26 protein-coding genes are annotated in these 26,316 nt (G+C 31.9%); 19 read left to right on the top strand and 7 right to left on the bottom strand.

Annotated elements, in window-relative coordinates; genetic code table 11:
• The first annotated feature begins 149 nt into the window (after nucleotides 1-149).
• From pyrH to ACXHHC_RS15570, 4 genes are all read left to right on the top strand, one after another.
• A complete protein-coding gene (pyrH, locus tag ACXHHC_RS15585; protein ID WP_458227295.1) occupies nucleotides 150-860 on the top strand; it encodes a UMP kinase in 711 nt (236 codons plus the stop codon).
• 7 nt (nucleotides 861-867) lie between these two features.
• Nucleotides 868-1,422, top strand: coding sequence for a ribosome recycling factor (frr, locus tag ACXHHC_RS15580; RefSeq protein ID WP_458227294.1), 555 nt, complete (start codon nucleotides 868-870; stop codon nucleotides 1,420-1,422).
• 105 nt (nucleotides 1,423-1,527) lie between these two features.
• Complete coding sequence (locus tag ACXHHC_RS15575) at nucleotides 1,528-3,888, top strand: efflux RND transporter permease subunit (protein WP_458227293.1); 2,361 nt, start codon at nucleotides 1,528-1,530, stop codon at nucleotides 3,886-3,888.
• Nucleotides 3,881-4,222, top strand: a complete 342-nt coding sequence (locus ACXHHC_RS15570) for a VOC family protein (protein WP_458227292.1) — start codon at nucleotides 3,881-3,883, stop codon at nucleotides 4,220-4,222. Before ACXHHC_RS15575 ends, ACXHHC_RS15570 begins: the two co-directional genes overlap by 8 nt.
• 198 nt (nucleotides 4,223-4,420) lie before the next feature.
• Here ACXHHC_RS15570 and ACXHHC_RS15565 read toward each other — a convergent pair whose 3' ends face one another.
• The 3 genes from ACXHHC_RS15565 to ACXHHC_RS15555 form a co-directional block, all read right to left on the bottom strand.
• A complete protein-coding gene (locus tag ACXHHC_RS15565; RefSeq protein ID WP_458227291.1) occupies nucleotides 4,421-4,750 on the bottom strand; it encodes a hypothetical protein in 330 nt (109 codons plus the stop codon).
• A 332-nt stretch (nucleotides 4,751-5,082) separates the two neighbouring features.
• The gene (locus ACXHHC_RS15560) at nucleotides 5,083-6,735 is read right to left on the bottom strand and encodes a SulP family inorganic anion transporter (protein WP_458227290.1); all 1,653 of its coding nucleotides are present in this window, start codon (nucleotides 6,733-6,735) and stop codon (nucleotides 5,083-5,085) included.
• A gap of 74 nt (nucleotides 6,736-6,809) precedes the next feature.
• On the bottom strand, nucleotides 6,810-7,463 hold the full coding sequence (locus tag ACXHHC_RS15555) for a rhomboid family intramembrane serine protease (RefSeq protein WP_458227289.1): 654 nt from the start codon (nucleotides 7,461-7,463) through the stop codon (nucleotides 6,810-6,812).
• A gap of 63 nt (nucleotides 7,464-7,526) precedes the next feature.
• On the opposite strand from ACXHHC_RS15555, the gene ACXHHC_RS15550 reads away from it, so the two are divergent.
• The 11 genes from ACXHHC_RS15550 (at nucleotide 7,527) to ACXHHC_RS15500 (ending at nucleotide 16,570) form a co-directional block, all read left to right on the top strand.
• The gene (locus tag ACXHHC_RS15550) at nucleotides 7,527-8,444 is read left to right on the top strand and encodes a lysophospholipid acyltransferase family protein (RefSeq protein WP_458227288.1); all 918 of its coding nucleotides are present in this window, start codon (nucleotides 7,527-7,529) and stop codon (nucleotides 8,442-8,444) included.
• 8 nt (nucleotides 8,445-8,452) lie between these two features.
• The gene (locus tag ACXHHC_RS15545; RefSeq protein ID WP_458227287.1) at nucleotides 8,453-9,301 is read left to right on the top strand and encodes a LytTR family transcriptional regulator DNA-binding domain-containing protein; all 849 of its coding nucleotides are present in this window, start codon (nucleotides 8,453-8,455) and stop codon (nucleotides 9,299-9,301) included.
• Between the two features lie 139 nt (nucleotides 9,302-9,440).
• Complete coding sequence (locus ACXHHC_RS15540; protein ID WP_458227286.1) at nucleotides 9,441-10,907, top strand: phytoene desaturase family protein; 1,467 nt, start codon at nucleotides 9,441-9,443, stop codon at nucleotides 10,905-10,907.
• The gene (locus ACXHHC_RS15535; RefSeq protein WP_458227285.1) at nucleotides 10,904-11,740 is read left to right on the top strand and encodes a phytoene/squalene synthase family protein; all 837 of its coding nucleotides are present in this window, start codon (nucleotides 10,904-10,906) and stop codon (nucleotides 11,738-11,740) included. Before ACXHHC_RS15540 ends, ACXHHC_RS15535 begins: the two co-directional genes overlap by 4 nt.
• Before the next feature lie 2 nt (nucleotides 11,741-11,742).
• Nucleotides 11,743-12,204 carry a hypothetical protein gene (locus tag ACXHHC_RS15530; RefSeq protein ID WP_458227284.1) on the top strand — a complete coding sequence of 154 codons (462 nt, stop codon included), beginning with the start codon at nucleotides 11,743-11,745 and terminating at the stop codon, nucleotides 12,202-12,204.
• Entirely contained in the window at nucleotides 12,197-12,655 is a 459-nt protein-coding gene (locus ACXHHC_RS15525) for a sterol desaturase family protein (RefSeq protein ID WP_458227283.1), read from the top strand. Before ACXHHC_RS15530 ends, ACXHHC_RS15525 begins: the two co-directional genes overlap by 8 nt.
• Nucleotides 12,655-13,347, top strand: coding sequence for a lycopene cyclase domain-containing protein (locus ACXHHC_RS15520; RefSeq protein ID WP_458227282.1), 693 nt, complete (start codon nucleotides 12,655-12,657; stop codon nucleotides 13,345-13,347). The genes ACXHHC_RS15525 and ACXHHC_RS15520 overlap by 1 nt, the downstream gene beginning before the upstream one ends.
• Nucleotides 13,334-14,623: a cryptochrome/photolyase family protein gene (locus tag ACXHHC_RS15515; RefSeq protein ID WP_458227281.1), complete on the top strand. Its 1,290-nt coding sequence runs from the start codon at nucleotides 13,334-13,336 to the stop codon at nucleotides 14,621-14,623. Before ACXHHC_RS15520 ends, ACXHHC_RS15515 begins: the two co-directional genes overlap by 14 nt.
• Nucleotides 14,624-14,701: 78 nt before the next feature.
• The gene (locus ACXHHC_RS15510; protein WP_458227280.1) at nucleotides 14,702-15,085 is read left to right on the top strand and encodes an alkyl hydroperoxide reductase; all 384 of its coding nucleotides are present in this window, start codon (nucleotides 14,702-14,704) and stop codon (nucleotides 15,083-15,085) included.
• Between the two features lie 41 nt (nucleotides 15,086-15,126).
• On the top strand, nucleotides 15,127-15,630 hold the full coding sequence (locus ACXHHC_RS15505; RefSeq protein WP_458227279.1) for a hypothetical protein: 504 nt from the start codon (nucleotides 15,127-15,129) through the stop codon (nucleotides 15,628-15,630).
• 100 nt (nucleotides 15,631-15,730) lie between these two features.
• Nucleotides 15,731-16,570, top strand: coding sequence for an SGNH/GDSL hydrolase family protein (locus tag ACXHHC_RS15500; protein WP_458227278.1), 840 nt, complete (start codon nucleotides 15,731-15,733; stop codon nucleotides 16,568-16,570).
• Here ACXHHC_RS15500 and ACXHHC_RS15495 read toward each other — a convergent pair.
• Complete coding sequence (locus tag ACXHHC_RS15495) at nucleotides 16,551-16,973, bottom strand: secondary thiamine-phosphate synthase enzyme YjbQ (RefSeq protein ID WP_458227277.1); 423 nt, start codon at nucleotides 16,971-16,973, stop codon at nucleotides 16,551-16,553. The two genes, ACXHHC_RS15500 and ACXHHC_RS15495, sit on opposite strands and share 20 nt — an antisense overlap.
• A gap of 77 nt (nucleotides 16,974-17,050) precedes the next feature.
• Between ACXHHC_RS15495 and ACXHHC_RS15490 the strand changes: the two genes are divergently transcribed.
• From ACXHHC_RS15490 to ACXHHC_RS15480, 3 genes are all read left to right on the top strand, one after another.
• The gene (locus tag ACXHHC_RS15490; protein WP_458227276.1) at nucleotides 17,051-17,962 is read left to right on the top strand and encodes a histone deacetylase family protein; all 912 of its coding nucleotides are present in this window, start codon (nucleotides 17,051-17,053) and stop codon (nucleotides 17,960-17,962) included.
• Between the two features lie 118 nt (nucleotides 17,963-18,080).
• Entirely contained in the window at nucleotides 18,081-18,515 is a 435-nt protein-coding gene (locus tag ACXHHC_RS15485) for an Hsp20/alpha crystallin family protein (protein ID WP_458227275.1), read from the top strand.
• Nucleotides 18,516-18,550: 35 nt separating this feature from the next.
• Complete coding sequence (locus ACXHHC_RS15480) at nucleotides 18,551-18,751, top strand: hypothetical protein (RefSeq protein WP_458227274.1); 201 nt, start codon at nucleotides 18,551-18,553, stop codon at nucleotides 18,749-18,751.
• Nucleotides 18,752-18,941: 190 nt separating this feature from the next.
• Here ACXHHC_RS15480 and dnaK read toward each other — a convergent pair whose 3' ends face one another.
• The 3 genes from dnaK to yaaA form a co-directional block, all read right to left on the bottom strand.
• Complete coding sequence (gene dnaK, locus ACXHHC_RS15475; RefSeq protein ID WP_458227273.1) at nucleotides 18,942-20,849, bottom strand: molecular chaperone DnaK; 1,908 nt, start codon at nucleotides 20,847-20,849, stop codon at nucleotides 18,942-18,944.
• A 163-nt stretch (nucleotides 20,850-21,012) separates the two neighbouring features.
• Complete coding sequence (locus tag ACXHHC_RS15470) at nucleotides 21,013-21,672, bottom strand: hypothetical protein (RefSeq protein ID WP_458227272.1); 660 nt, start codon at nucleotides 21,670-21,672, stop codon at nucleotides 21,013-21,015.
• Between the two features lie 141 nt (nucleotides 21,673-21,813).
• On the bottom strand, nucleotides 21,814-22,572 hold the full coding sequence (yaaA, locus tag ACXHHC_RS15465) for a peroxide stress protein YaaA (RefSeq protein ID WP_458227271.1): 759 nt from the start codon (nucleotides 22,570-22,572) through the stop codon (nucleotides 21,814-21,816).
• A 123-nt stretch (nucleotides 22,573-22,695) separates the two neighbouring features.
• Between yaaA and ACXHHC_RS15460 the strand changes: the two genes are divergently transcribed.
• On the top strand, nucleotides 22,696-26,304 hold the full coding sequence (locus tag ACXHHC_RS15460; RefSeq protein ID WP_458227270.1) for a T9SS type A sorting domain-containing protein: 3,609 nt from the start codon (nucleotides 22,696-22,698) through the stop codon (nucleotides 26,302-26,304).
• Nucleotides 26,305-26,316: the final 12 nt, after the last annotated feature.

Genomic DNA, 26,316 nt, shown 5'->3' with positions numbered 1-26,316 from the left:
TCTAATTATCGTAATGATAAAATAGAAAGCCTCTCAAATTAATTTTGAGAGGCTTTTTTTTATTGATTAGAAATCATCAACAAGAAACCAACGAAGCGAACTAAATTTTAAACTAAAATTTTATATTTGCACAAATCTTAATAACAACCATGCAATACAAAAGAATACTATTAAAACTAAGTGGAGAAGCTTTAATGGGGAATAACCAATACGGTATTGATCCAGAAAGATTAGCAGAATATGCTCAAGAAATTAAAGAAGCAGTAGATACTGGATTGGAAATTGCAATTGTGATTGGTGGAGGAAATATCTTTAGAGGTGTTTCTGGTGCTGCACAGGGTATGGATAGAGTACAAGGAGACTACATGGGTATGTTGGCTACTTGTATTAACGGTATGGCTTTGCAAAGCGCTATAGAAGCTGTAGGCGTACCTACTCGATTGTTAACAGCAATTAAAATGGAAGAAATTGGAGAGCCATTTATTAAAAGAAGAGCTGTTAGACATTTAGAAAAAGGAAGAGTTGTTATTTTTGGAGCAGGTACAGGAAACCCGTATTTTACTACCGATACTGCATCTGTATTAAGAGCTATCGAAATTCAGGCAGATGTAATTTTAAAAGGAACTCGTGTAGATGGTATTTATACTGCAGACCCAGAAAAAGATCCAACAGCAACTAAATTCGAAACAATCTCTTATCAAGATGTTTTAGGAAAAGGTTTAAAAGTTATGGATTCTACAGCATTTACTTTAAGTGAAGAAAATAAATTACCTATTTTAGTTTTTGATATGAACACTAGAGGTAACTTACAAAAGTTAATCAAAGGTGAAAATATAGGTACAGTAGTAACAGATAAATAAGAATATTATGAACGAAGAAGTTACATTTATTATTGATTCTGCCAAAGAAGGAATGGAAAATGCCATTAACCACTTGGTAAAAGAGTTTAGTAATATTAGAGCTGGAAAAGCTAGTCCTTCTATGTTAGGAAGTGTTATGGTAAATTATTATGGTTCTCAAACACCATTAAGTCAAGTAGCCAATGTAAACACTCCAGATGCCCAAACTATTACAGTTCAGCCATGGGAAAAAAACATGATTCCAGAAATTGAAAAAGGGATTATGAATGCTAACTTAGGGTTTAACCCTATGAACAATGGGGAAAGTATTATCATTAACGTTCCTGCATTAACAGAAGAAAGACGTAAAGAACTTTCTAAACAAGCTAAATCGGAAGCTGAACATGCAAAAGTTAGTATCAGAAACATTCGTAGAGATTCTAACAACGATATTAAAAAAACTGAGGTTTCTGACGATGAAAAAGCAAATGCTGAAGCAGACATTCAAGGCTTAACAGACACTTACATCAAAAAAATTGATGAATTGTACGTAGTTAAGGATGCAGAAATTATGAAAGTATAATTGTAATACTTTTAAAATCAACCAAAAAGCTATCTAATAGAGGATAAATTCCTAAATTAGATAGCTTTTATCATGAACTAATACCACTGAACACGAACACCGGTTATGAATTTTTGGAATACGCTGGCTAGGACTATCTTAACTCATAGAGTTGCGACTCTTATCATTATTGCTTTTTTTACTGCTCTTTTAGGGCTACAATTTAGAAATGTTCAGTTCTCGTACACTGAGGCAAACCTATTACCTTCTGACCATCCTATTAATATTGAATATGATGAGTTTTTAGACATATTTGGAGAAGAAGGAAATATTATTGTATTGGCTGTACAGGATAATACCCTATTTACAAACGAACAAAAATTTAACAATTGGTTACATTTAGCGGATACTATTGGTTCCTTTAAAAAAGAAATAGAAGGAGTTATTTCTTTTACCAACATACAAGAATTAGAGAAGAATGTAAGTAAGCAAAATTTTGAACTAAAGTCACTTTTCAATAAAAAGAACCTTAACCTAAAAGAAATACAAGACGTTAAAAATCACATATTTAACGATCTTCCTTTTTACGACAATTTACTTTTTAACAAAGAAACAGGTACGGTACAGACCTTGGTTTACATTGATAAGCAGGTAGTAAATACCAAAGCTCGCGCAATCTTTATTAGAGATGTATTTAACCCTTTGATAGATAAATTTAGTAAAGACAACAACCTACAGGTTAGAGTTTCTGGGGTACCTTACATCCGTAGTATGAATTCCGCCAGTGTAAAATCTGAAATGGGAATGTTCGTTGGGCTGGGATTGGCAATTACAGGTCTAATTTTCTTTCTTTTCTTCCGTTCTTTTAGAGCCACGGCTATTACTTTAAGTGTCGTAATAATTGGTGTTGTTTGGTCTATTGGTTTTATTGGTTTATTTGGATATACTATTTCTATTTTAACCGCTTTAATTCCACCTGTAATTATTGTAATTGGGGTACCTAATGCCATTTTCCTGATTCATAAGTATCAACAGGAAGTTAAAAAACACGGAAACAAAGCAAAATCATTACAGAGAGTTATTACCAAAGTTGGTAATGCTACTTTAATGACTAATATTACCACCTCTGCAGGTTTTGCCACTTTTATCTTTACCAAGAGTACTTTATTAAAAGAGTTTGGTGTTGTGGCTGCCGTAAGTATTTTGGGGATTTTTGTCTTGTCAATTACATTGATTCCTACTTTATATAGCTTTATGCCTTTGCCTAAAGCTAAACACTTAAAACACTTAGAAAAGAAGTGGGCCGATGGTATTATCAATCAAATGACTCAGATTGTACGTCATAAAAGACAATATGCCTACTTAGCTACTTTTTTAATTGCTTTTGTTGCATTGATTGGTGCCAATCAAATTAAAGTATCGGGTAGTTTGATTGAAGACATGTCTAAAAAAACACAATTCTATAAAGACATTGTATTTTTTGAAAAAGAATTTGGAGGGGTACTTCCGTTAGAAATATTGGTAGATACCCAAAAAGACAAAGGTGTTATGAAACTAAGCACCCTAAAACGTATTGATAAATTGGAGCAGGAAATTCTAAAAATACCTGAACTTTCTAAACCCATTTCTATAAATAATTTGGTAAAATTTTCTAAGCAAGCTTTTTACAACGGAAATGTAGATTTTTACGCTTTACCAACGTCTCAAGAAAAGAACTTTATATTAAGTTATGCCAAAAACTCTGGTGGTAATACCAATGCACTGAATAGTATGGTAGATAGTACTGGTAGATATGCAAGAATTACTACGTTTATGAAAGACATTGGTACGGAACGTATGGAAGAAATTCAGGATCGTTTACAATCTATTATTAAAGACCATTTTCCTGAAAAAAGATATCATGTAACAATGACTGGTAAGGCTTTGGTTTTTGTAAAAGGAACCAATTACCTAATTAACAACTTAGTTACTTCTTTAACTTTAGCGGTAATCTTAATCTCTATTTTTATTGGTTCTTTGTTTAAGAACAAAAGATTCTTTTTATTATCCTTGAACTATAAGATGATTTTAATCTCATTGGTTCCGAACTTATTGCCACTATTGATTACTGCGGGTATTATGGGTTACTTAGGAATTCCACTAAAACCTTCTACTATTTTAGTATTTAGTATTGCCTTTGGTATATCAGTAGACGATACAATTCACTTTTTAGCCAAATACAGGCAAGAACTACAAGCTAGTAAGGGTAAGATTCGAAAATCTGTTTACAAAGCCTTACGCGAGACTGGGTTAAGTATGTTCTATACCTCCATTGTATTATTCTTTGGGTTCTTGGTATTTATTATTTCTAGTTTTGGAGGTACTAAAGCTTTAGGAGGGTTGATTTCTATTACCCTATTGTTCGCTATGGTTTCTAACTTGGTAATTCTTCCTTCTTTGTTAATTACCTTTGAACGAAATATTGCTAAAAAAAAAACGAATGACTAGAACTGCTATTAATTACATTGAGTTTAAAGCGAAAGACTTAGCTGCTGTAAAAGTATTCTACGCTAATGCTTTTGGATGGACTTTTATGGATTATGGACCCGACTACACCGCATTTAGTGATAGTGGTTTAGAAGGAGGCTTTGAATACTCTGAAGAACCTATTATTAACGGTGCTTTGGTTGTGTTGTACCACGAAAACCTTGAATCCATTCTAGAAACAGTTGTAAAATTTGGTGGGCAAATTTCTAAAGCTATTTTTTCTTTCCCAGGTGGTAAACGTTTTCATTTTATAGACCCTGCTGGGAATGAATTGGCTATTTGGTCGGATAAATAGTTATCTGCTAATTCAGGGTTTTGGTAAATTAGTGTTTACACGTTAACAAAAATAGGTTTTCGAAAGTATCGTCATTTGGGGAGAGAACTAGAGTTAAACTCAAAATAACATTAAATTCTAGGCTCGGAAAACATTTCCGAGTCATCTGGTTTACACCGAGAACCTGAGGGAAAAATAGTTTTGTGATAGTTTAAACATTCAATAATTAGCCGTATCAAAAACTATCTTTCTTTTCTGTTTATATAAGTATACTTTAAAACTTCCTTTTAGTTTAGATATTGAATCACCCAATTCTATTTTATCGTATATCTTTTTATAAATTATAACTTCCCTTTTATCTTTTAGAACTACTTTAGGAATAGCATGATTTTCATAATCTATATATTTTTCAACAATAACTCCTCTATAGTTTTTATTTAATGCTTTTTTTAGAACACGATCTTCAAAGGTATATTCATTACCAATTAAAAAAAATATAAAAACAATTAAAACCGATATTACTAACACTATATTCTTATTTTCACTCATAAATATTATTCACTCTCTCTTAATTATTAAACAACCGTGTTTTACCCTTATAAATATATGCATCTACACTTATTTTTGGTTGGGGACCTTGCAGCCCACCAGAATAAGTTCTATAGCCTGGGATTAAAAAAGACTCTCTTGGGTCTGTTTCATGAAAATTTTCATAGTAACTTTTTCTTTTAACGTCATACTTACTTATTGAAGTAAATTTCATTTACAACAACAAAAAATCATGCCATACAAGCTCTAACATAAAATTAAAAAAATAACATCTAAAAAAACCGTAACAACTTTAAGTCATTACGGTTTTATATATTTAACTGATATAGTTTTTAAGCCTCATTTAGCCCTTTAGTAAAAGCTTCTGGATCTTCTACCAAATTATATCTTGGATCGTCTATATCTTCTACAATCATCTCTGCAAATTTAGGATCTGCTTTCTTTAGCAAGACTTTACAGTCTTTACTTAAATGACGTAGCTTTACCTCTTTTCCTAACTCATTGTATTTATTTACAATATTCTTAATTGCTTCTAAACCTGAGTGATCTGTAATACGAGATTCAATAAAATCTATCTCTATGTACTTAGGGTCGTTTTTAGGATCGAATTTCTCGTTAAACACATTTACAGAACCAAAGAATAAAGGCCCCCAAATTTCATAAGTTGGCACTCCATCCTTTACTCTTTTTCTAGCACGTATTCTAACAGCATTTTCCCATGCAAATACCAAGGCAGAAATAATAACTCCCGCAAAAACCGCAATCGCTAAATCGAAAACTACGGTAATTACAGACACTGCGATTAACACAAACGCATCTGCTACTGGAATCTTTCTTAAAATACGGATACTAGACCAAGCGAATGTTTCAAAAACCATTACAAACATTACCCCTACCAAAGCAGCAATAGGTACTTGTTCTATATAAGTATCTGCAAATAAAATAAAAGACAATAGGGTTAAAGCCATTATAATTCCAGACAAACGTCCTCTTCCCTTTGCATTAATGTTTATTACGGTTTGTCCAATCATACCACAACCTCCGGTTCCACCTAACAATCCACTTGTAATATTTCCAATTCCTTGTGCTACACATTCTTTGTTTCCATTCCCTCTAGTATCTGTTAACTCATCTACCAAGTTCATGGTCATTAAAGACTCTATCAATCCTACAGATGCTGCTAAGAATGCATATGGTAATAAGAATGTTAAAGTATCTAAATTAAAAGGTAAGTTTTGCCATAACTCCATATTAGGTGTTGGGAACTTTCCTTTTAACCCATCTCCTCCACCCTCGCGAATGTAAGAACCTACGGTAGAAACGTCCATACCAGAGAATACTACAATTAATGTTACTATTAAAATTGCGGTTAAGGCCGCAGGCAATACTTTTGTTATTTTAGGTAAAAAAACAATAATTGCTATTGTTAAAGCTACTAAACCAATCATGGTATATAGCTCTGGACCTGTCATAAAATTAGAGATGTAGTGTTTAACTCCTTCTGCAGAAACTTCTAACGTTTTATGGGTAAACATTTTTACTTGAGCCCAAAAAATCACAATTGCCAAACCATTTACAAACCCCAACATAACTGGGTGTGGAATCAATCGAACAAAACGTCCTAGTTTAAAAACTCCTGCTAATATTTGTATAATTCCCATTAAAATTACGGCACCTAACAAATAGAAATACCCCATGTTTTCTATAGGAGTATCAAATAACATCCCTTTTTCGTGTCCTTCTTGAATCATGTGAACAAAAATTACAGCCACAGCTCCAGCAGCTCCAGAAATTAATCCCGGACGTCCTCCTAATATTGCTGTTATCAACCCAATTACAAAAGCTCCAGATAAAGCTACCAATGGATCTATTTGAGCAACAAAAGCAAAAGCTACTACTTCTGGTATCATTGCCAAAGAAACCGTCATCCCTGCTAGAATATCATTCTTAGGATTTGCAGTTAAAGTCTTGAAAAAGTTAGTCATGTTGTTTTTATTTTAAAGCTGCAAAAGTAAGCTTTAAAATAGAAGTAAACCAATAATATAGTATTAATAAATACTTATAATTGACTCAATATGTTCTTTTTATGAAGCACCCAAAGTACTACAATTGGAATGGCCAAAAACAACACTTTATATGGTTGATATTGGAATACTTGAGGTTTCATTAAGATGGTAAGTATATACCCTGCAATCGCACCTCCTAAATGTGCAGTGTGTCCAATATTACCCAACTGCTTTTTCATTCCATAAATAGAATAAAATAAATATCCTATTCCCAATAAGTATCCTTTAATCTCTATGAATGGAAAAAACATAAACGAATATTCTTTATCTGGAAACATAACAAAACTAGCATACATGATTCCCATTACTGCCCCCGAAGCTCCTACAGCATTGTAATAAGGCTCTTTTTTATGTACAACAAGTGTTAAAGCACTACCTGCTAACAAACTGAAACAGTATACCCCTATGAATTGTAAATCTGAAAAGCCATATAATAATTGATTGGAAAACAAGTACAGAGCGTACATATTAAACCCTAAATGTATAGGGTCTACGTGTAAAAAACCAGACCAAAACATACGTTGCTGATCCCCTTTCTGAATTGCTAAAACATTGAACTTGTATTTATCAAAGAAAATCCTGTCTTTAAAACCTTTTAAACTCGCCGCTACATTGGCTCCAATAATTAGTAATACTAAAAAATTCATTTTGTTTCGTTTATTTTGTAGAATATATATTACGATATTTGCCCTTACTTAGTATAATACAACATGAACAAAGACAAGGTTAGTTTTCTAATTATTTATCCTATTATTTTTATACTGTCAAAATTACCACTTTGGTTTTTATATGGGGTATCTAATGTATTCTATTATTTAGTTTATTACATTATAGGATACAGAAAAAGTACGGTTAGAAAAAATTTAAAATTGTGTTTTCCAGATAAAACAGACAAAGAACTTTTAGTTATTGAAAAAAAGTCTTTTAGACACTTTGTAGACATTTTTATTGAAATGTTAAAAGGTTTTGGAATTCGTCAGAAAGAAATAGAAAAAAGATACAAATACGTAAACCCAGAAATATTTAGAGAGCTGGAGCAATTAGACAAAAGTGTGATTATGGTAGGAGCACATTTAGGAAATTGGGAATGGTTATTTAACATCAATCACTCTACTAGTTTAGAATGTTATGGGGCTTACAGTAAATTAAAAAACAAGTATTTTGATAATTACGTTAAACAAAACAGAGGTAGATTTGGCTCTCATTTTGTACCTACCAGAGAAACCATTCCTCAGATAGCCAGTAACTACAGAAAAGGAATAAAATCTTTGTACGGATTGTTAAGTGACCAATCTCCACAGGTGAGTAAAACACATTACTGGGCACCTTTGTTTGGGCATGTAGTACCTATTCATACCGGAGCAGAAATGCTTGCAAAACGTTTTAATTTTGCTGTAATTTACATGCACGTAGAAATGCCAAAAAGGGGGTATTATGAAATTACATTTGAAATACTATCTAAATCACCCGAAAAAACAGACGGTTATCCGCTTACAGATATTTATTTAAAAAAATTAGAAAAAGATATTTCTGCCAGACCAGAACTATACTTCTGGACCCACAAAAGGTTTAAGCATATAGGAAAAGCTCCTAAAGACAGTAAAGACGTATTAGTTAGACATAGTTAAAAACAATAATGATTAAAGAATTTATAGCTTGGTGTAACAAACCTTATTACCTTATTGATAATTTAAGTGTTAAACTATCTATGGTGTTAGGTGTAGGTGTGTTTACCTACTTATTTTTACTGGTATTTCAACCCTATGGAATTCATGAAGTTATTACGGCCAACCCTTTTTTAATTGTTGGTTATGGTATTTTGGTAAGTTTTAGTTTGTTTATTACCTACTTTATCTTGCCTAAAATATTCCCTTTTATCTTTAGTGTTAAAAGTTGGACGGTTAAAAAAGAAGCTCTTTTTCTACTCGTTTCTTTCTTAATTATTAGCACTACCAACTATTTTTATCATACTGCTTATGTAGCTCATTACATGCCCAAATTCTCTTTTCTACGATTTGTAGCAGTGGTACTTTCTATAGGTGTTTTTCCAGTATTTTTTATCATTTTTATGGTAGAACGTCATCTATTCAGAAAACACAATGTACCTACCAAAAGTGTTATAGAAAATATTCGAAAAGAAAAAAAGGTCATTGTAAGCATACCATCTGACAATATAAAAGAACCTCCTTTGGAGTTAGATATAGATACTATTTTCTATGCACAATCTAACAACAACTACACTACTGTTTATTATTTAAATGATCATAAACTTAAAAAGGAGCTTATTAGAATTACCTTAAAAAAGGTAGCTGTTATTTTAGAACAATATCCCCAATTTGTAAGATGTCATAGATCTTTCTTAGTAAACAAATATGAAATTTCTAAAGTAGAAGGGAACGCAAGAACTTTACAGGTTTACTTTAAACAAATAGAAGATGTGGTTCCTGTTTCTAGATCTTTCCCTAAAGAGCAGTTAATAAACTAGTCCTTTTTACCACATTTTACGGTGGTAAACTGCCCATTCATCCCATCAATCACAAATACCACCCAAATACACCTTATTTAATAGGTCAAATATTGTAATTTGTATACTTGTATAAACATCTGTAAATAAGATATTTATAATGAGCAAAAAAATTATAATAATAGGTGCGGGATTTTCCTCGCTAGCCGCTAGCTGCTACTTAGCCCAATATGGCTACAACGTTACCATTTTGGAAAAGAATTCCCATGTGGGAGGAAGAGCTCAACAATTAAAAAAAGAAGGTTTTGTGTTCGACATGGGACCAACTTTTTATTGGATGCCAGATGTCTTTGAAAAATTCTTTGGGGATTTTAAAAAACATCCCTCTGACTATTATCAACTAGAACAATTAGATCCTGGTTATAAAGTTTACGCAGATGTTGACAAAGCAATTAACATTGCTGCCAATTTTAATACTGTAGTAAATACATTTGAAGAAAAAGAAAAAGGAAGCGGAAAACAATTGCAGAAATTTATTGCCGATGCCGAAGACAATTACAATTTAGCTATTAAAGATTTAGTATATCAACCCGGAGAAAATCTATTTGAAATTATAACACCTAAAACAGCTCTAAAAATTGGTGCTTTTTTTAGTACTATTAAATCGCAAGTAGCCAAACATATTAAACACCCAGAGCTAAAACAAATATTAGAATTTCCAGTTCTCTTTTTAGGTGCAAAACCAGAAACTACTCCTGGTTTTTACAATTTCATGAATTATGCAGACTTAAAATTAGGAACTTGGCATCCTAAAAAAGGAATGCATCAAGTGGCATTAGGAATGGCCAAACTTGCAGAAGAATTAGGGGTAGAGATTATTTGTAATCAAAACCTTCAAAAATTTAATCTTACCAACAAACAAGTTGCCTCCGTAACAACTCAATCTAGCACCTACCCTTGCGATGTTGTACTAAGTGGTGCTGACTATCATTTTACGGAAAGCTTATTGCCAAATCAATTTAAACAATATTCTGATAAATTTTGGGAAAAGCAAACCTTTGCTCCTTCTGCCCTACTTTTCTATGTAGCTTTTGATAAAAAACTAGAAAACGTAGAACACCATACTTTATTTTTCGACACCAGTTTTGATGTACACGCAAAATCTATATACGACACAAAAGAATGGCCAACAGAACCTTTGTTCTATGCCAGTTTCCCAAGTATTACCGATGATTATTTTGCTCCAGAAGAAAAAGAAGCGGGTACATTTTTAATTCCGATTGCACCAGGATTGGAAGATACACCAGAAATAAGAGAAAAATACTTTGATATTATTATCAATAGACTCGAAAGAATTACAAAACAAAGCGTTAGAGAACATGTTTTATTTAAAGAAAGTTATTGTGTAAACGATTTTAAAGAGCAATTTAACTCTTACAAAGGAAACGCTTATGGCTTGGCAAACACCCTATTACAAACACATATTCTAAGACCTAAATTAAAAAGTAAAAAAATAAACAATCTATATTTTACAGGACAATTAACCGTTCCCGGACCTGGAGTTCCCCCAGCTATTATTTCGGGTGAAATTGTTAGCAAACTCATTTCTAAAAACACTACATCATGAAAGCACTATTCGACTCTACAAGCTACGAATGTAGCCAACTGATTACCAAAAGATACAGTACCTCATTCTCTATGGGGATTTTGCTGTTTGCCCCCTCTATTAGATCTGCTATATATGCTATCTATGGATTTGTTCGTTATGCCGATGAAATTGTAGATACTTTCCATGACTATCCACAGGAAACACTACTAAACGAATTTGAAGAAGAATACTTTAAGGCTTTAGACAGAAAAATTAGTCTAAACCCCATTTTAAATTCTTTTCAGGAAGTAGTTCTAAAATACGATTTACATTCTTATGTATTGGACTTTTTAAAAAGTATGAGACGTGACTTATCTCAAACAGAATACCTTTCTAAAGAGGAATATGAAGAGTATATTTATGGTTCTGCAGATGTTGTGGGCTTAATGTGTTTACGTGTTTTTGTAGACAACAACGAGGAAAGGTTTCAAGAATTAAAACCTTATGCCATGAAGTTAGGTTCTGCTTTTCAAAAAGTAAATTTCTTACGTGATTTAAAAGATGATTTAGAAAATTTAGATCGCTCTTATTTTCCTAACCTGAACATACTTCCAATGACACCAGAAACCAAACAAGAAATAATTCTGGATATAGAAAATGATTTTGCCCAAGCTCTAATTGGAATTAGAAAACTTCCTATGGAAAGTAAAATGGGGGTTTATTTAGCTTACAAATACTATTTAAAATTGCTAAAAAAATTAAAAGCAACTGAAAGCGAACAAATAATGAATGAAAGAATTAGAGTGTCAAACCCAACAAAAATCTTAATTTTAATGAGAGCGTACACAAAGTACTCCTTAAGGCTGGTTTAAGTATGAAATTGTTATTTGTTTCTCTGTTTTTTTCTCTACAACTATTTGCTAATGAATGTGATTCCTTACGTAAAGTAAGAAACATTTTTCAGGCAGGTGTAAACGCAAAACAGCTGGAAGAAATGATTTTGATTTGTAAAGCTTCTAAATGTGATAAAATTACTCCGTATTTGGCAGCAGCAACTATGAAAAAAGCCGAATTTGTATGGTCTCCTTTTGATAAATTAAAATATTTTAAAAAAGGAAAAAACCTACTAGAGGGCTACATTAAAGAACACCCTACTAGTGTAGAAGCTAAATACATACGTTGGTTAACTCAAACAATGGCTCCAAAATTTTTAGGTTACAGAGCAAATTTAAAACAAGATTACACATTCATTCAACAACACATTACACAAAGTGATATTGACAAGCAGTATCAGAACATCATTTTGTTACATATAAAAAAAATAAAAAATGAGTAGTATTACTTTATTTCTATTAACAACATTGGGTACTTTTCTTTTTATGGAATGTATTACTTGGTGTACCCACAAATTTGTAATGCATGGTTTTTTATGGTACCTCCACGAAGATCACCATCAACCTAAATACCAAGGAATATTCGAAAAAAATGATGCCTTTTTTGTAATTTTTGCAATTCCAAGCATTGCTCTATTCTACTTTGGAATTAGACCAGAACTAAACTTTTTATTCTTTATCGGATTGGGAATTCTTCTATATGGAATAGCTTATTTCTTAGTACATGATATTATAATTCACCAACGTTTCCCATGGTTTAAGAATATTAAAAACCCATATATAAAATCACTTAGAAAAGCACACAAAGTACACCACAAACATTTAGGTAAAGAAGAAGGCGAATGTTTTGGTATGTTGTATGTTCCTTTTAAGTACTTTAAGCAATATTTCTAATGCAGCAATACACCTATTTAATAATAGATTTGGCTTGTATTTCTATTCCTTTTGCTTTTAGTTTCTATAAAAAGCATGCATTTTATAAGGAATGGAAAGCATTTTTTACCAGCTGTTTTTTAGTGGGCTTATTCTTCTTAATATGGGACGAAATATTTACACAAAAAGAGTTCTGGGGATTTAATCCAGACTATTTAACCGGAATATACATAGGGCATTTGCCTTTAGAAGAACTCTTATTCTTTGTATGTATTCCCTATGCTTGTTCGTTTACCTATTTTGCTTTTGTTTACCTTATTCCAAACAAAAAAACTTCTTTAAAATTAAAACAATTGAATTATGCTCTAGGGTTGTTTTTAATAGGCCTTAGTTTTATGAACTACAACAAATGGTATTCCTTTTTAACCTTTTTACTATGCGGTAGTTTTCTATTGTATTTACGTACTCGTAAGGTTCATTTATTCTATTACTATGTAACCTTTCTTGCAATTCTACCTTTTTTCTTTGGTAGTAACGGAATTCTAACCGGGAGCTTTTTAGAAAAACCTATTGTATGGTACAACAATCAAGAGAATTTAGGAATTAGAATGTTTACCATTCCCATAGAAGATACTTTTTATGGAATGTTACTAATTTTTGGAAACATTTACTTTCATCAACTTTTTAAACAAAAATGGAATGCAAAAAGTTAATATTTTTTGGTTTCGAAGAGATTTACGACTATTTGACAATACTGCTTTAAACCGAGCTTTAGAAGGTGAAATTCCTGTAGTCCCTATTTTTATATTTGACACAAATATTTTACAACATCTTCCAAAAAAAGATGCCAGGGTAAGTTTTATACATAGCTGTTTATCTAATATAGACAAAACACTAAAAGAAAAAGGAAGTAGCCTACGTGTTTTTTACGGTACTACTCAAGAGGTTTGGGAACAACTATTTCAAGAATACCATATAACATCAATCTATACCAACAAAGATTACGAACCCTATGCCTTAGAAAGAGATAGAACCATTTACAAAATAGCTCAAGAAAACAATGCTGAATTTCACAGATATAAGGATCAGGTAATTTTTGAAGAAAACGAAATTGTAAAAGCAGATGGTAAACCCTACACGGTTTACACTCCCTATAAAAACAAATGGCTGAATGAATTCAACAAAACAGCTCTAAAAACACAAGATTGTGATTTCTCTAATTTTTTAAAATTTGAATCACAGATTTTAACATTACAAGAAATAGGTTTTGAAATTTCGAATATTGAAATCCCTAATTTCAACCAAAAAAAAATTCCTAATTACGGCGATCATAGAGATTTCCCCGCAAAAAATCACACAACAAGAATAGGATTGCATTTACGCTTTGGAACGTTAAGCATTCGTCAAGTAATTTTAGATTTACCCGAACAAAGTGCTGTTTACTTAAGCGAATTGGTTTGGAGAGAGTTTTTTATGCAAATATTATTTCACTTTCCACATGTACAAAAACAAAGTTTTAGAGCTAAATACGATGCCATTCCATGGAGAAATAACGAAGATGAATTTCAAAAATGGTGCAATGGTCAAACGGGGTATCCTATTGTAGATGCCGGAATGCGAGAATTGAATAAAACGGGACATATGCACAATAGAGTGCGCATGATTGTTGCTAGTTTTTTATGCAAACATCTCTTGATAGATTGGAGATGGGGAGAAGCTTATTTTGCAGAAAAACTGTTAGATTTTGATTTGTCTGCCAATAATGGAAACTGGCAATGGGCTGCAGGTACAGGTTGCGATGCTGCTCCGTATTTTAGGGTTTTTAACCCAACTACACAAACTCAAAAATTTGATAAAAATTTAGAGTATATAAAAAAGTGGGTACCCGAAATAAATGAGCTTAGTTATCCAAAACCTATGGTAGACCATAAAATGGCCAGAGAAAGAGCGATTAGCACGTATAAAGAAGCACTAAATAATCAAAGTTGATTTGTGAATTCGTTGATTTGTTAAGACGACACAATAATCCGAATAAACAAATACACAAAAAACGAAAAACATATAATTATGAAAACAACCTTAAAAATTGCAGCAATATACAACCTCCTTTGGGGAGCTTGGGTAGTACTGTTTCCAAATCAGTTTTTTGAATTGGTAGGAATGCAACCTTTAAATATGCCCATGATATGGCAAGGAGTAGGTATGATTGTAGGAGTCTATGGTTTAGGATATTGGTGGGCTTCTTACAACCCTATGAGACATTGGCCAGTGATTGCTGTGGGATTTTTAGGAAAAATATTTGGCCCCTTAGGTTTTGTAACCAACTACGCACAGGGTATCGTTCCTTTTGAATTCTTTTACACTTTAATTTTTAACGATTTAATCTGGTGGATCCCTTTCGGGAAAATTATATGGAAAGTCCATAAAGAATATCGTTGGAAATTAACTTAATTTGTTTAGTTTTAAAACTAAGACTAACAATTTCTTTTTTTATGAAAAAAATATTCTTCCTTTTAGCTATTCTATTAGTTGGATGTTCAAATATCAACACGCAAAAAAGCACTATAACTCTGCAAGCTATTTCAGATTTTGAGCAAGTATCTCAAAAGCCTTATGTTCAATTTTATATACATAAATACAAAAAAGCATTGGCTGTAAACGCAGGTAAGCACAAAGGAAAATTTGCAATGGCTAAAGCAACAACCTCTATTCCTAAAGGAAAATATAACATCTCTGTTACAACATTAGGAGAAACTGACGGAGAATCACACTATAAGGTTTTTATTAATGATAAACTGATTGGTGAAAAACAAAACAAACCTACAACTATAGATTATCAAGAACAGACTTTAGATTTTGGTAAAGTAAAAATTAAAGAAGGTGCAGTTCTAAAAATTGCGTTCAGTAGCCATACCAATGGTAAAATTCCAGAAGGAAACGGTACTGCTTTTTCTAGAGGTAGATGGAAAACTTTAATTCTAACGCCTGTTAAATAAAATGTTTTTAAAACGTCTTTCTCTATTTGTACTCTTTCTTTTTTTCTCACTGACTGGCCATAGTCAAGAAAATTATGTTATTCCTAAGAATGCCAAACGCGTGTTATTTCTAGGAAATAGCATTACCTATCAAGGGCATTATATTTCTTATTTAGAAACCATTCTTACATTAGAAAATCCCAAAGTTAAAAGAGAATATATTAATGTAGGACTCCCTAGCGAAACTGTATCTGGTCTTTCGGAACCAGATCATGCCAAAGGTAAATTCCCTCGTCCAGATTTAAGAGAACGCTTGCAACGAATTTTAGATAAAACCAAACCTGACTTTGTGTTTGCTTCTTATGGTATTAATGATGGGATTTATATGCCTTTCAACGAAGATAGATTTAAAGCTTATAAACAAGGTATGTTTTGGTTAAACAAAGAACTGATCAAGAGAAAGCTCCCTGTAATCTATATCAACACTACTCCATATGATAAAAAATCAGACCCTGCGTATGGTAACGTTATAGATATTTACTCCAATTGGTTAATGAGTTTAACATTTACTCACCAATGGAAAGTAATAAACTTGCACCAGGGAATGAAAAACGAACTTTTGAACGAACAAAAATCGAACCCTGATTTTACGTTTACTCGTGATGGAATTCACCCAAAACCACATGGACATTGGGTAATGACCCAACAGATCTTAGCTGGTTTAGGCTATAATCAATTTAAAGATTTTAAAACGTTTAATGAAGCTTTGGCCAAATATCCTAAGGGAAAGGCCTTGTTTACGTTAGTCGATAAACGTCAAAAAACAATGAAAGATGCTTGGCTTACTTATACAGGACATAAAAGACCTAATATGAAAGTGGGAATCCCGTATAAAGAAGCTAAAAAGAAAAGCAAATCAATTCAAAAAGAAATAAATGGACTTATTGACCAAAAGCTGTAATTACAACGGTTCTTGCTCCTCCATAATTCCTATGCTCCCCCAAATAAATTCCCTGCCAAATTCCAAGATTTAATTTTCCATTGGTAACAGGAATAGTAACAGAACACCCCATCATAGAAGCTTTTATGTGTGAAGGCATATCATCGCTTCCTTCATAATCGTGCTGATAATATGGCATATCTTCTGGCACCATTTTATTTATGTGTGTTTCAAAATCATATCTCACAGTTGGATCTGCATTCTCATTAATAGTTAAACTGGCAGAAGTATGTTTTATAAAAACTTGTAACTGCCCTATTTTCATCGTTTTTAACTCAGGAATAGCATTAACCACCTCTTGAGTTACCAAATGGTACCCTCTTACCTTTGGTTTTAACTGTATTTCTTTTTGATAGAATTTCATAATAGTTTGACCTAATTTATGGTAATTCAAAGATGTATAATTTAACTTTGAACATCAAATTAAATTTCATTTGTCTTTTGCTTAAAATTGCCTTTCATCCCTGTTACGAACACACTTTAAAAGATGGACATCGTTTTCCCATGGAAAAATACGATTTGATTCCCAAACAGCTTTTACACGAAGGAACCTGCGATTTTGACAACTTCTTTAAACCTAAAAAAGCAAACATAGAAGATTTGATTGGCCCACATACAGAAGCCTATGTAAATAGACTTGTAAATTTAGAACTTTCCAAAAATGAAATTCGTCAATCTGGCTTTCCATTAAGTGCAGAAATAATAAAACGTGAATTAATTATTACCCAAGGAACCATAGACTGTAGTTTGTATGCATTAAAACATAAAATTGCCATGAATGTAGCTGGAGGCACACACCATGCTTACAGCAACAAGCCTGATCCTTTTTGTTATTTAAACGACCAAGCAGTAGCTGCATTTTATCTATTAAAAAACAAACTCGCAAAAAAAATAGTAATTATAGATCTGGATGTGCATCAAGGTAATGGGACAGCTGAAATGTGTAGAAACTCCCCAGAGATTTTTACATTTTCTATGCATGGAAAACACAATTATCCGTTTGAAAAAGAAACATCTGATTTAGACATTCCCTTAGAGAATGATTGTAAGGATAAAGAGTATCTAGATACATTAAAACAAACACTACCGCAACTACTCAACGAACAACAACCAGATTTTGTATTTTATCAATCTGGTGTAGACATTTTAGATTCCGATAAACTAGGCAAGCTAGCTTGTTCTATTGAAGGTTGTAAAGAACGTGACCAATTTGTTTTGGAAACTCTTTTTAATAAAAACATTCCTGTAGTATGTAGTATGGGAGGTGGTTATTCTAAAGACATAAAAACCATTGTAGAAGCACATTGCAATACGTTTAGAATTGCTCAGGATTTGATAACTAATCACTCTTAGGTTTACGATTCTGACATTTTTTCAATTTTAAAATGTCATTTTTTCATTTACAATGCGTCGGCATATAATTTGTTATACAGATATCAAAATGAAGTGTTTAACTTAAAATCAAACAATTATGTCATTAATTAAATTTTCAAACAATTACCCAAGTTTGTTTGATCGTTTTTTCCCATACGATATAAATGATGCAAACAAACATTTTTCTAACAACAATGTGTTTTCACCTTTAGCAAATATTGCAGAGAAGGAAGATGGATACTCGATTGAATTGGCCATTCCTGGTTTTACAAAAGAAGATTTTAAAATTGAAATAGATAACAACAGATTGACTATTTCTTCTCAAAAAGAATTTAAAAACGAAGAAAACACTAACGAAAATTATACGGTTAAAGAATATAGCTTTCAATCGTTCAGTAGATCTTTTGGATTGACCGATAAAGTTGATCAAAATCAGATTACAGCTTCTTACGAAAATGGTATTCTAAAATTATGGGTACCTAAAAAGGAAGAAGCTAAACCAAAGCCTGTTCAACTAATAGAAGTACAATAAATTAAGTTTAACTCCTGTTTTAAAATTTTACCAAAATGATAGAATTACAAAAACACGTTTTAAATCAAGTATATAAACAACCTGATTTATTTATGAAAGAGTTGATGAAATCAAAAAAATGGTTAAATCCCAAAGAACTAAATGAATTAAAAAATTGGTTGTATCAAAAAAAGTTCAATCGTTACAGACAAGTCATAGAAGCTATACTGACAGATTCATATGAGTTGGCTTCTTAAACTTAACAGAAACGCTTCAGTAAATACTGAAGCGTTTTTTTATAAAAAAATCAATAATACATCAAAACAAAAAAGCCCACTTTCAATTTTTTGAAAGTGGGCTATATATTCAACCTTAAATTTAATCTAAAGCCTCTTAGTTTTTATTTTACTTCTTCGAAGTCTATACTTCGACTCCGCTCAGTACAGGCTACTTAACTTCTTCGAAGTCTACGTCCTCAACAGAATCTTCTGCGTTTCCGTTAGGTTGTGCTTGTTGTGCACCAGCATCGGCAGCACCTCCTGCTTGGTTTGCCTGAGCAGCAGCTTGGAATTCAGCAGCAGCACCTTGTAAAGCAGTATTTAACTTTTCAATTGCTGGATCAATACCTTCTACGTTTTTAGCAGCATGTGCAGCTCTTAACTCTGTTAAAGCCTCGTCAATTGGTGCTTTCTTATCTTCTGGTAATTTTCCTTCAACCTCTTTTAATTGAGACTCTGTTTGGAAAATCATCTGATCAGCAGTATTTAACTTCTCTGCAGTTTCTTTAGCTTTTGCATCTGCATCTGCATTTGCTTCAGCATCAGCTTTCATTTTAGCAATCTCTTCTTCAGACAATCCAGAAGAAGCTTCAATCTTAATTTCTTGAGATTTGTTGGTTGCTTTATCTACAGCAGAAACTTTAATAATTCCGTTTGCATCAATATCAAAAGTTACTTCAATTTGAGGAGTACCTCTTTGCGCTGGTGGAATATCAGTTAATTGGAAACGTCCAATAGTTTTGTTATCCGCAGCCATTGCTCTTTCTCCTTGTAACACGTGGATATCAACAGATGGTTGGTTATCTACAGCTGTAGAGAATACTTGTGACTTTTTAGTAGGAATTGTAGTATTCGCTTCTATTAACTTAGTAAATACATTCCCCATAGTCTCAATACCTAATGATAACGGTGTAACGTCTAATAACAATACATCCTTAACATCTCCAGCTAAAACTCCACCTTGAATAGCAGCTCCAATTGCAACTACCTCATCTGGGTTTACTCCTTTGTTAGGCTCTTTTCCAAAGAACTTCTTTACTTCTTCTTGAATTACAGGAATACGAGTAGATCCTCCTACTAATATTACTTCATCAATTTCAGATGTATCTAAATCAGCATCCGCTAAAGCTTTCTTTACTGGCTCCATAGAACGAACTACCAATTCAGCAGCTAATTGCTCAAACTTAGCTCTAGTTAATGTTTTAACTAAGTGCTTAGGTCCAGAAGCAGTAGCAGTAACGTATGGTAAGTTAATCTCTGTTTGAGCAGAAGAAGATAATTCAATCTTCGCTTTCTCTGCAGCCTCTCTTAAACGTTGCAAAGCCATAGGGTCTTTACGTAAATCTACTTGCTCTTCAGCATTAAACTCATCTGCTAACCAGTCAATGATTACCTCATCAAAGTTATCACCTCCTAAGTGTGTATCTCCATTTGTAGACAATACTTCAAAAACTCCGTCTCCAATTTCTAAGATAGAAATATCAAATGTACCTCCTCCTAAATCGTAAACAGCAATTTTCTGATCGCTACCTTTCTTATCAATACCATAAGCTAATGCCGCAGCAGTTGGCTCGTTAATTATACGTTGTACTTTTAAACCAGCAATTTCTCCAGCTTCTTTAGTTGCCTGACGTTGTGCATCGTTAAAGTATGCAGGTACTGTAATTACAGCTTCAGTAACATCTTGCCCTAAGTAATCTTCTGCTGTTTTTTTCATTTTCTGTAACGTCATCGCAGAAATTTCTTGAGGCGTATACAAACGTCCATCAATATCTACTCTAGGAGTATCGTTATCTCCTTTTACTACGCTATAAGGTACTCTTCCAGCCTCGTTAGTAGATTCAGAAAATTTATTTCCCATAAAACGCTTTACAGAATAAATAGTTTTAGTAGGGTTGGTTACCGCTTGTCTTTTAGCTGGGTCTCCAATTTTACGTTCACCACCTTCTACGAATGCTACAATAGATGGTGTTGTTCTTTTTCCTTCCGCGTTAGGAATTACCACTGGGTCGTTTCCTTCCATTACAGAAACACATGAGTTGGTTGTTCCTAAGTCAATTCCAATAATCTTACTCATAATGATTTATTATTTAATAAAGTTGTCGATTCATTTTTACAATCTGGTATAGTCAATATGTATGCCATGAATAAACAACTATAATTTTGTCAGAATAGCTGACAAGGTGACATAAAAAAACTCCTTTTAAATTTTAAAAGGAGTTTTTACGTTGATGTTACCGTTATAAATTTTCGTAATAATATCTTATTTCATTTTCTTTAGACTTACTCTTTCTCTTTTTGGTAAGGTTCGTTTCGAAATTTAAATTCTTTAAGAACTCAGCATCTAATAAAAAATAGTTCAAGTTAAAATTTAGATTGTCATTAATCATTAATGTATGACCGTTATGATTTTTATAACCCAAATCTTTAGAAGAATGTATGACACCGTATTTCTTTTTTAAAACAGCATATAAATCTTTTCTTATAATAGCATTTACTCTTGAAAGTCTAACATGTATGTAGAATAACTTTTTTCTATAAAAATGAAATTCTATTCTTGCTCTTTGTTTAGCAAAAGACTTCTTATAGTACAGCACCTGTAAATCGTGCTTGTTTGACACTGTAATGGTAGCCTTGGGAATTCCCAAAGACTGAAGCAATTGTTTTCTACTAGTGCCTAGCTTTACTCCTAAGAAAGATATATCTGTAGGTGTATCGTTAAAATTTGCTTTTAAGAAGTCATCAACAACAGAGGTATAGGAATTTATATTCGTATACTTTTCATCTATCCTGCTACGATAACTATTAGAAGAATAAACGTATTTTCTAGGTATAATTTTGGTGTTCAAGAAAAAATCCTTGATCCTTAGGATTACTTTATATAGGATGAACTTAATCATTATTTTAGGGTATTAAGGGTAATTATACACAACCACTAGGTTACATATATGTCTAAAGGTAATAAATTATTGTGTATTTACAACTAAACCCCTCAAAAAAAGTGACTTATATCAACTACATAAAAAAAACGTTTAAATTTTTCATCTTGTAAAAACTAACTCATCATCTTTTGATAAATTAGCATCAAATGCATATCCTTCGTAATTAAAACCTTTAAGTCCTTCTACAGATTCTATTTTTTTATCTATAATATAGCGTACCATTAAACCTCTAGCCTTCTTTGCAAAGAAAGAAATCATCTTAAGTTTACCATCTTTATAGTCTTTAAACTGAGGTGTGATTACAGGAACTTTTAATAGTTTGGGTTTTACTACTTTAAAATACTCATTACTTGCCAAATTTACAAAGACTTCGTTTTCTGTTAATTCTTGGTTTAATTTCTCTGTTACGCTATTTCCCCAAAACTGATATAAGTTTTTATGCTCTTTTACAGCTAACTTGGTTCCCATTTCTAAACGATAAGGTTGCATTAAGTCTAATGGCTTTAAAATTCCATATTGTCCAGACAGTATTCGTAACTTATCTTGAAGTTGATCTAGCTGACTCTCCTTTAAAGTATATGCATCTAAACCAGTATACACGTCTCCATTAAAAGCAAAAACGGAAGGTCTTGCATTTTCGTTAGAAAAAGGCAATGCCCATTCTTGATTGCGTTGCCAGTTTAACTCTCCTAATTTATCTGAGATTTTCATTAAAGTAGATAAGTCTTTAGGTGATTTAGTTTTTAAAACTTTACTCAAAACTTCAGCTTGCTCTAAAAATACTCCTTGGGTAAATTTATCCGTTGGTAATTTTGATTCGAAATCTAAAGATTTTGCAGGAGATACTACTATTTTCATACTTCTTCAATTTGATAAACAAAACTACTAAAAACTTAAATAGATTGTTCATACTAATTTAACACTAATAAACACTAACAAATGTCAGAAAATATTAATTTCGCGTCCTTATAAATTGCTTTTATGAAAAAATACATCTTATTATTATTGATGTTATTTAGTGCTTTTTCCTATGGTCAACAACCCTACTTTGGAGTACTAACTATTACATCTCAAGATCAAATAGATAACTTTAATTATTCATCCGTTAGTTCATCGCTAATTATCTCGGAAACCAACCCTGGAGATATTAAAAATTTACATGGTCTTTATAAACTAACAAGCATTAGGAACCTTTATATAAGAGGCAACAAAAATTTAAAAAATTTAGAAGGGCTAGAAAATATTAAGGGTTTTTACGGTTACATAATTATTAAAGACAACACCAATTTAGAATCTCTTGACGGCCTAAACAGTAGTGAAATATACCCTGATAGGGTCTTAATTACCAACAATATTAACCTTGACCGTTTTTGCGGTATAGAAAAAAATTGGGTATATGACTTTACTGTGTATGGGAATAAATACAACCCTGCTTATTTTGATGAGATTCCGAAAGATTGTTCTCAGCTTGATGGAGATTTAATTTTAAAATCTCAGTCTGATATAAATAGAAACAGAAAGTATACAAAAATAAAAGGAGATTTAATAATTGAAGAAAATCTAACTGGTAGTATTACAAGTCTTTTAAATTTAGAAAATATCTTATCTGTAGTAGGAAAAATAAAAATTATTAATAATTCAGATTTAAAAAATTTTTGTGGAATAAAGCATCTAATTGAAAACAAGAAAGATGAAAATGTAATTATTACTGACAATGCCTATAATCCATCTAAAGATGAAGTTATAAATGAAGGATGTACTACCTACAGAGGAAATGTTACACTCGATGATCAAAATAGTGTAGACAACTTTCCTTATAAAAAAGTTATAGGAGATTTAACGATAAAGCCTTCCACCTCCACATCTATTATTACAAACCTCAATAAACTCAGTACTCTTGAAAATATTGAAGGTAGTTTTTATGTAGAAAACAATGATAAGTTAGACAACTATTGTGGTATTCAACACTTAGTTACAACAAACAATATTTCAGGAAGTTTCATTACAAAAGATAATGTTTACAATCCAACAGCAGAAGAATTAAAAAATAAGTGTTCCGTAAAGGTTTTATACAATAATTCCTCCATCAGCCATAATATATACACTCAAGACCAACTAGATCAGTTTTACGATAATGGTTACGAGTTGATTGCTGGAAATTTAATCATAGAAGGAGATACTTCACACATTGAAAATCTTAGTAAACTAAATAAATTAATAGAAATTACAGGAAGTTTATATATTCGAAAAAACACAAACCTTAAAAACTTACAAGGACTAAATAACTTAAAAAAAGTATACAATCTATACATAGGAGGAGGAGAATATGGCTATGACGATGGTACAGGAAATCCTTCATTAATCTCTTTAGACGGATTGGATAAGCTTGAAACCATAGTTGGATTTCTTAGAGTTATGAATAACAAAAACTTAATCTCTATTAAAGGTTTAAGCTCCTTACAGAGAATAGATAGCGATGAAAATAGAAATGCTTGGCGAAATAGTATTATTATTCAAAACAATGAATCTCTTCTAAATCTTAAAGGACTAGAAAAAATTCAATCGGTTAAAAATGGTATATCCATTAAAGAAAACCCTTCATTGGAAAACCTATCTGGGTTAAATAACATATCCTCTTCTGGCTTTGTATCCTTAATTGATAATAACAAACTAATCAACCTAGAGGGGTTAAATAAGCTAAAAACCATCAATGGCCCATTATCTATTGGTACTACAATGAATTACTCTCCTGAAGGAGTTTCTTTTTATGACGATTCTCTACTAGAATCTTTAGAAGGACTGGAAAGCCTAACAACTTTACATGGGGAATTTAAAATTATTGGAAATTCAAATTTAACATCATTAAAGGGACTCGAAAAACTAGAACAAGTAAACAAAGATGAGCGTTACACTGGGCTACTTAGATCAATTAATATTTCTAACAATCAATCTCTAAAAAATATTACCAGCCTAAGTGCTCTAAAAAGCATACATGGAAGTATGTCCATATCGTCTAACAAAAGTTTAGAATCTGTCTCTGGAATAGAAAACATAACTTCTATAGGTGGAGTCTTGAACATTACCTATAATAGCAACTGTTTAAATCTTTGTAGTGTATCAAACATCGTATCTAACAATGTAATCAAAGACGAAAACCTATCAATTTATGAAAATGGATACAATCCCACTTATGACGATTTAAAGAATAATTTTTGCGCTGTTAGTGGTGGATTTGACGGTATTGACACATACAATGGAAGTTTAATCTTTACCCAACAATCAGAAATAGACACCTTTAACTATTCCAAAATTACAGGGAACCTAGTTATAGAAGAAAATGAAATAGGAAATATCACGAATTTAGACAAGCTGATATCTCTTACTAAAGTTGAAGGAGCTATTACCATAAATAACAATATTGCTTTAAAATCTCTAAGTGGTCTAGAAAATCTTGAAACTTCATACAGATTTAGTTCCTTTAACAATTCATCTCTTAATAGTTTATCGGCTCTTAGTAAGATGAATACTAAAGTTCTTACAATTGAAAATAACGATCAATTAATTTCACTACATGGCCTTGGTAGTGTAACCAATCTGAAAGATTTAATAATTCATAGAAACGAACAATTAACCTCTCTTGATGGTTTAGAAAGCTTAGAGTTTATAAATTCCTCTATCGATATTAGCTCTAATAATGCCCTTAGAGATTTTAAAGTGCTGAAAGGCATTCACAAAAAAATGAATTTAGCTTCTATGATTGTAAGAGAAAATAACTCTTTGGAATCCTTAGAAGGACTAAATAACGTGGAAAGTGTAGAAGGATGGCTAAACATTCGAGAAAATAACAAAATTACCTCTCTACAAGGTTTAGAAAACCTTACCTCTGTATATACATTTTATATTCAAAAAAACGCCAACCTAAAGAATCTTAAAGGCTTGGAAAAATTAAATACTGTAAAAAACTATTTAGTCATTGGTTCTAGTTCTTATTCTTCACCTATTGCATACGGAAATCCTGAATTAGAAACACTTGATGGTTTGGATAATCTTAAAGAAGTAAATAGAATAAGAATTGTACACAATCCTAAATTAAACTCTATTTCTGCTTTACATAACTTAGGAAAAGCACCTTATACAAATATAGAAGCTAACAATAGCCTACAATCTTTGGATGGTATTCAAAATATAAATCAAATGAATTATCTAAGGGTTATGTATAATCAAAACTTAACTGATTTCTGTGCAGTTAAACCATTATTAGAAAATGAAGTTATTAGAAGTTTTTGGCCATCAAACAATGCTTCTAACCCCAGAACCAGTGAAATTCTTGCTTTAGATAACTGTTCTCTATCTAATGACATATCTATTTTTACAAATGATGAAATTGATATCGAAATCTCTAGTGAACTTATTAACATTAACATAGAAGATATCAACAAAATAGAATTATATGATATGACAGGAAGCTTAGTTAAAACAAACAACATTCCTTTTATCGATATTAGCAATATACAATCGGGAATCTACATTTTGTCTGTAGAAAGATTAAACAAAACAACCAGTAGAACAAAAATTGCGATTACCAAATAATCTATAAAAAAC

It is taken from the genome of Wenyingzhuangia sp. IMCC45574 (assembly GCF_054182685.1).
The sequence above is the reverse complement of the archived record's forward strand: the minus strand, read 5'-3'. Positions and strand labels throughout refer to the sequence as shown.

What these genes read in the sequence shown, in the direction of transcription:
- ACXHHC_RS15510 (WP_458227280.1), top strand. Translation starts at nt 14,702, where the DNA reads ATGAAAACAACCTTAAAAATTGCAGCAATATACAACCTCCTTTGGGGA.
- ACXHHC_RS15485 (WP_458227275.1), top strand. Translation starts at nt 18,081, where the DNA reads ATGTCATTAATTAAATTTTCAAACAATTACCCAAGTTTGTTTGATCGT.
- pyrH (WP_458227295.1), top strand. Translation starts at nt 150, where the DNA reads ATGCAATACAAAAGAATACTATTAAAACTAAGTGGAGAAGCTTTAATG.
- ACXHHC_RS15520 (WP_458227282.1), top strand. Translation starts at nt 12,655, where the DNA reads ATGCAGCAATACACCTATTTAATAATAGATTTGGCTTGTATTTCTATT.
- ACXHHC_RS15550 (WP_458227288.1), top strand. Translation starts at nt 7,527, where the DNA reads ATGAACAAAGACAAGGTTAGTTTTCTAATTATTTATCCTATTATTTTT.
- frr (WP_458227294.1), top strand. Translation starts at nt 868, where the DNA reads ATGAACGAAGAAGTTACATTTATTATTGATTCTGCCAAAGAAGGAATG.
- yaaA (WP_458227271.1), bottom strand. Translation starts at nt 22,572, where the DNA reads ATGAAAATAGTAGTATCTCCTGCAAAATCTTTAGATTTCGAATCAAAA.
- ACXHHC_RS15545 (WP_458227287.1), top strand. Translation starts at nt 8,453, where the DNA reads ATGATTAAAGAATTTATAGCTTGGTGTAACAAACCTTATTACCTTATT.
- ACXHHC_RS15560 (WP_458227290.1), bottom strand. Translation starts at nt 6,735, where the DNA reads ATGACTAACTTTTTCAAGACTTTAACTGCAAATCCTAAGAATGATATT.
- ACXHHC_RS15470 (WP_458227272.1), bottom strand. Translation starts at nt 21,672, where the DNA reads ATGATTAAGTTCATCCTATATAAAGTAATCCTAAGGATCAAGGATTTT.
- ACXHHC_RS15495 (WP_458227277.1), bottom strand. Translation starts at nt 16,973, where the DNA reads ATGAAATTCTATCAAAAAGAAATACAGTTAAAACCAAAGGTAAGAGGG.
- ACXHHC_RS15515 (WP_458227281.1), top strand. Translation starts at nt 13,334, where the DNA reads ATGCAAAAAGTTAATATTTTTTGGTTTCGAAGAGATTTACGACTATTT.
- ACXHHC_RS15480 (WP_458227274.1), top strand. Translation starts at nt 18,551, where the DNA reads ATGATAGAATTACAAAAACACGTTTTAAATCAAGTATATAAACAACCT.
- ACXHHC_RS15570 (WP_458227292.1), top strand. Translation starts at nt 3,881, where the DNA reads ATGACTAGAACTGCTATTAATTACATTGAGTTTAAAGCGAAAGACTTA.
- ACXHHC_RS15540 (WP_458227286.1), top strand. Translation starts at nt 9,441, where the DNA reads ATGAGCAAAAAAATTATAATAATAGGTGCGGGATTTTCCTCGCTAGCC.
- ACXHHC_RS15535 (WP_458227285.1), top strand. Translation starts at nt 10,904, where the DNA reads ATGAAAGCACTATTCGACTCTACAAGCTACGAATGTAGCCAACTGATT.
- ACXHHC_RS15525 (WP_458227283.1), top strand. Translation starts at nt 12,197, where the DNA reads ATGAGTAGTATTACTTTATTTCTATTAACAACATTGGGTACTTTTCTT.
- ACXHHC_RS15460 (WP_458227270.1), top strand. Translation starts at nt 22,696, where the DNA reads ATGAAAAAATACATCTTATTATTATTGATGTTATTTAGTGCTTTTTCC.
- ACXHHC_RS15575 (WP_458227293.1), top strand. Translation starts at nt 1,528, where the DNA reads ATGAATTTTTGGAATACGCTGGCTAGGACTATCTTAACTCATAGAGTT.
- ACXHHC_RS15530 (WP_458227284.1), top strand. Translation starts at nt 11,743, where the DNA reads ATGAAATTGTTATTTGTTTCTCTGTTTTTTTCTCTACAACTATTTGCT.
- ACXHHC_RS15555 (WP_458227289.1), bottom strand. Translation starts at nt 7,463, where the DNA reads ATGAATTTTTTAGTATTACTAATTATTGGAGCCAATGTAGCGGCGAGT.
- ACXHHC_RS15505 (WP_458227279.1), top strand. Translation starts at nt 15,127, where the DNA reads ATGAAAAAAATATTCTTCCTTTTAGCTATTCTATTAGTTGGATGTTCA.
- ACXHHC_RS15565 (WP_458227291.1), bottom strand. Translation starts at nt 4,750, where the DNA reads ATGAGTGAAAATAAGAATATAGTGTTAGTAATATCGGTTTTAATTGTT.
- dnaK (WP_458227273.1), bottom strand. Translation starts at nt 20,849, where the DNA reads ATGAGTAAGATTATTGGAATTGACTTAGGAACAACCAACTCATGTGTT.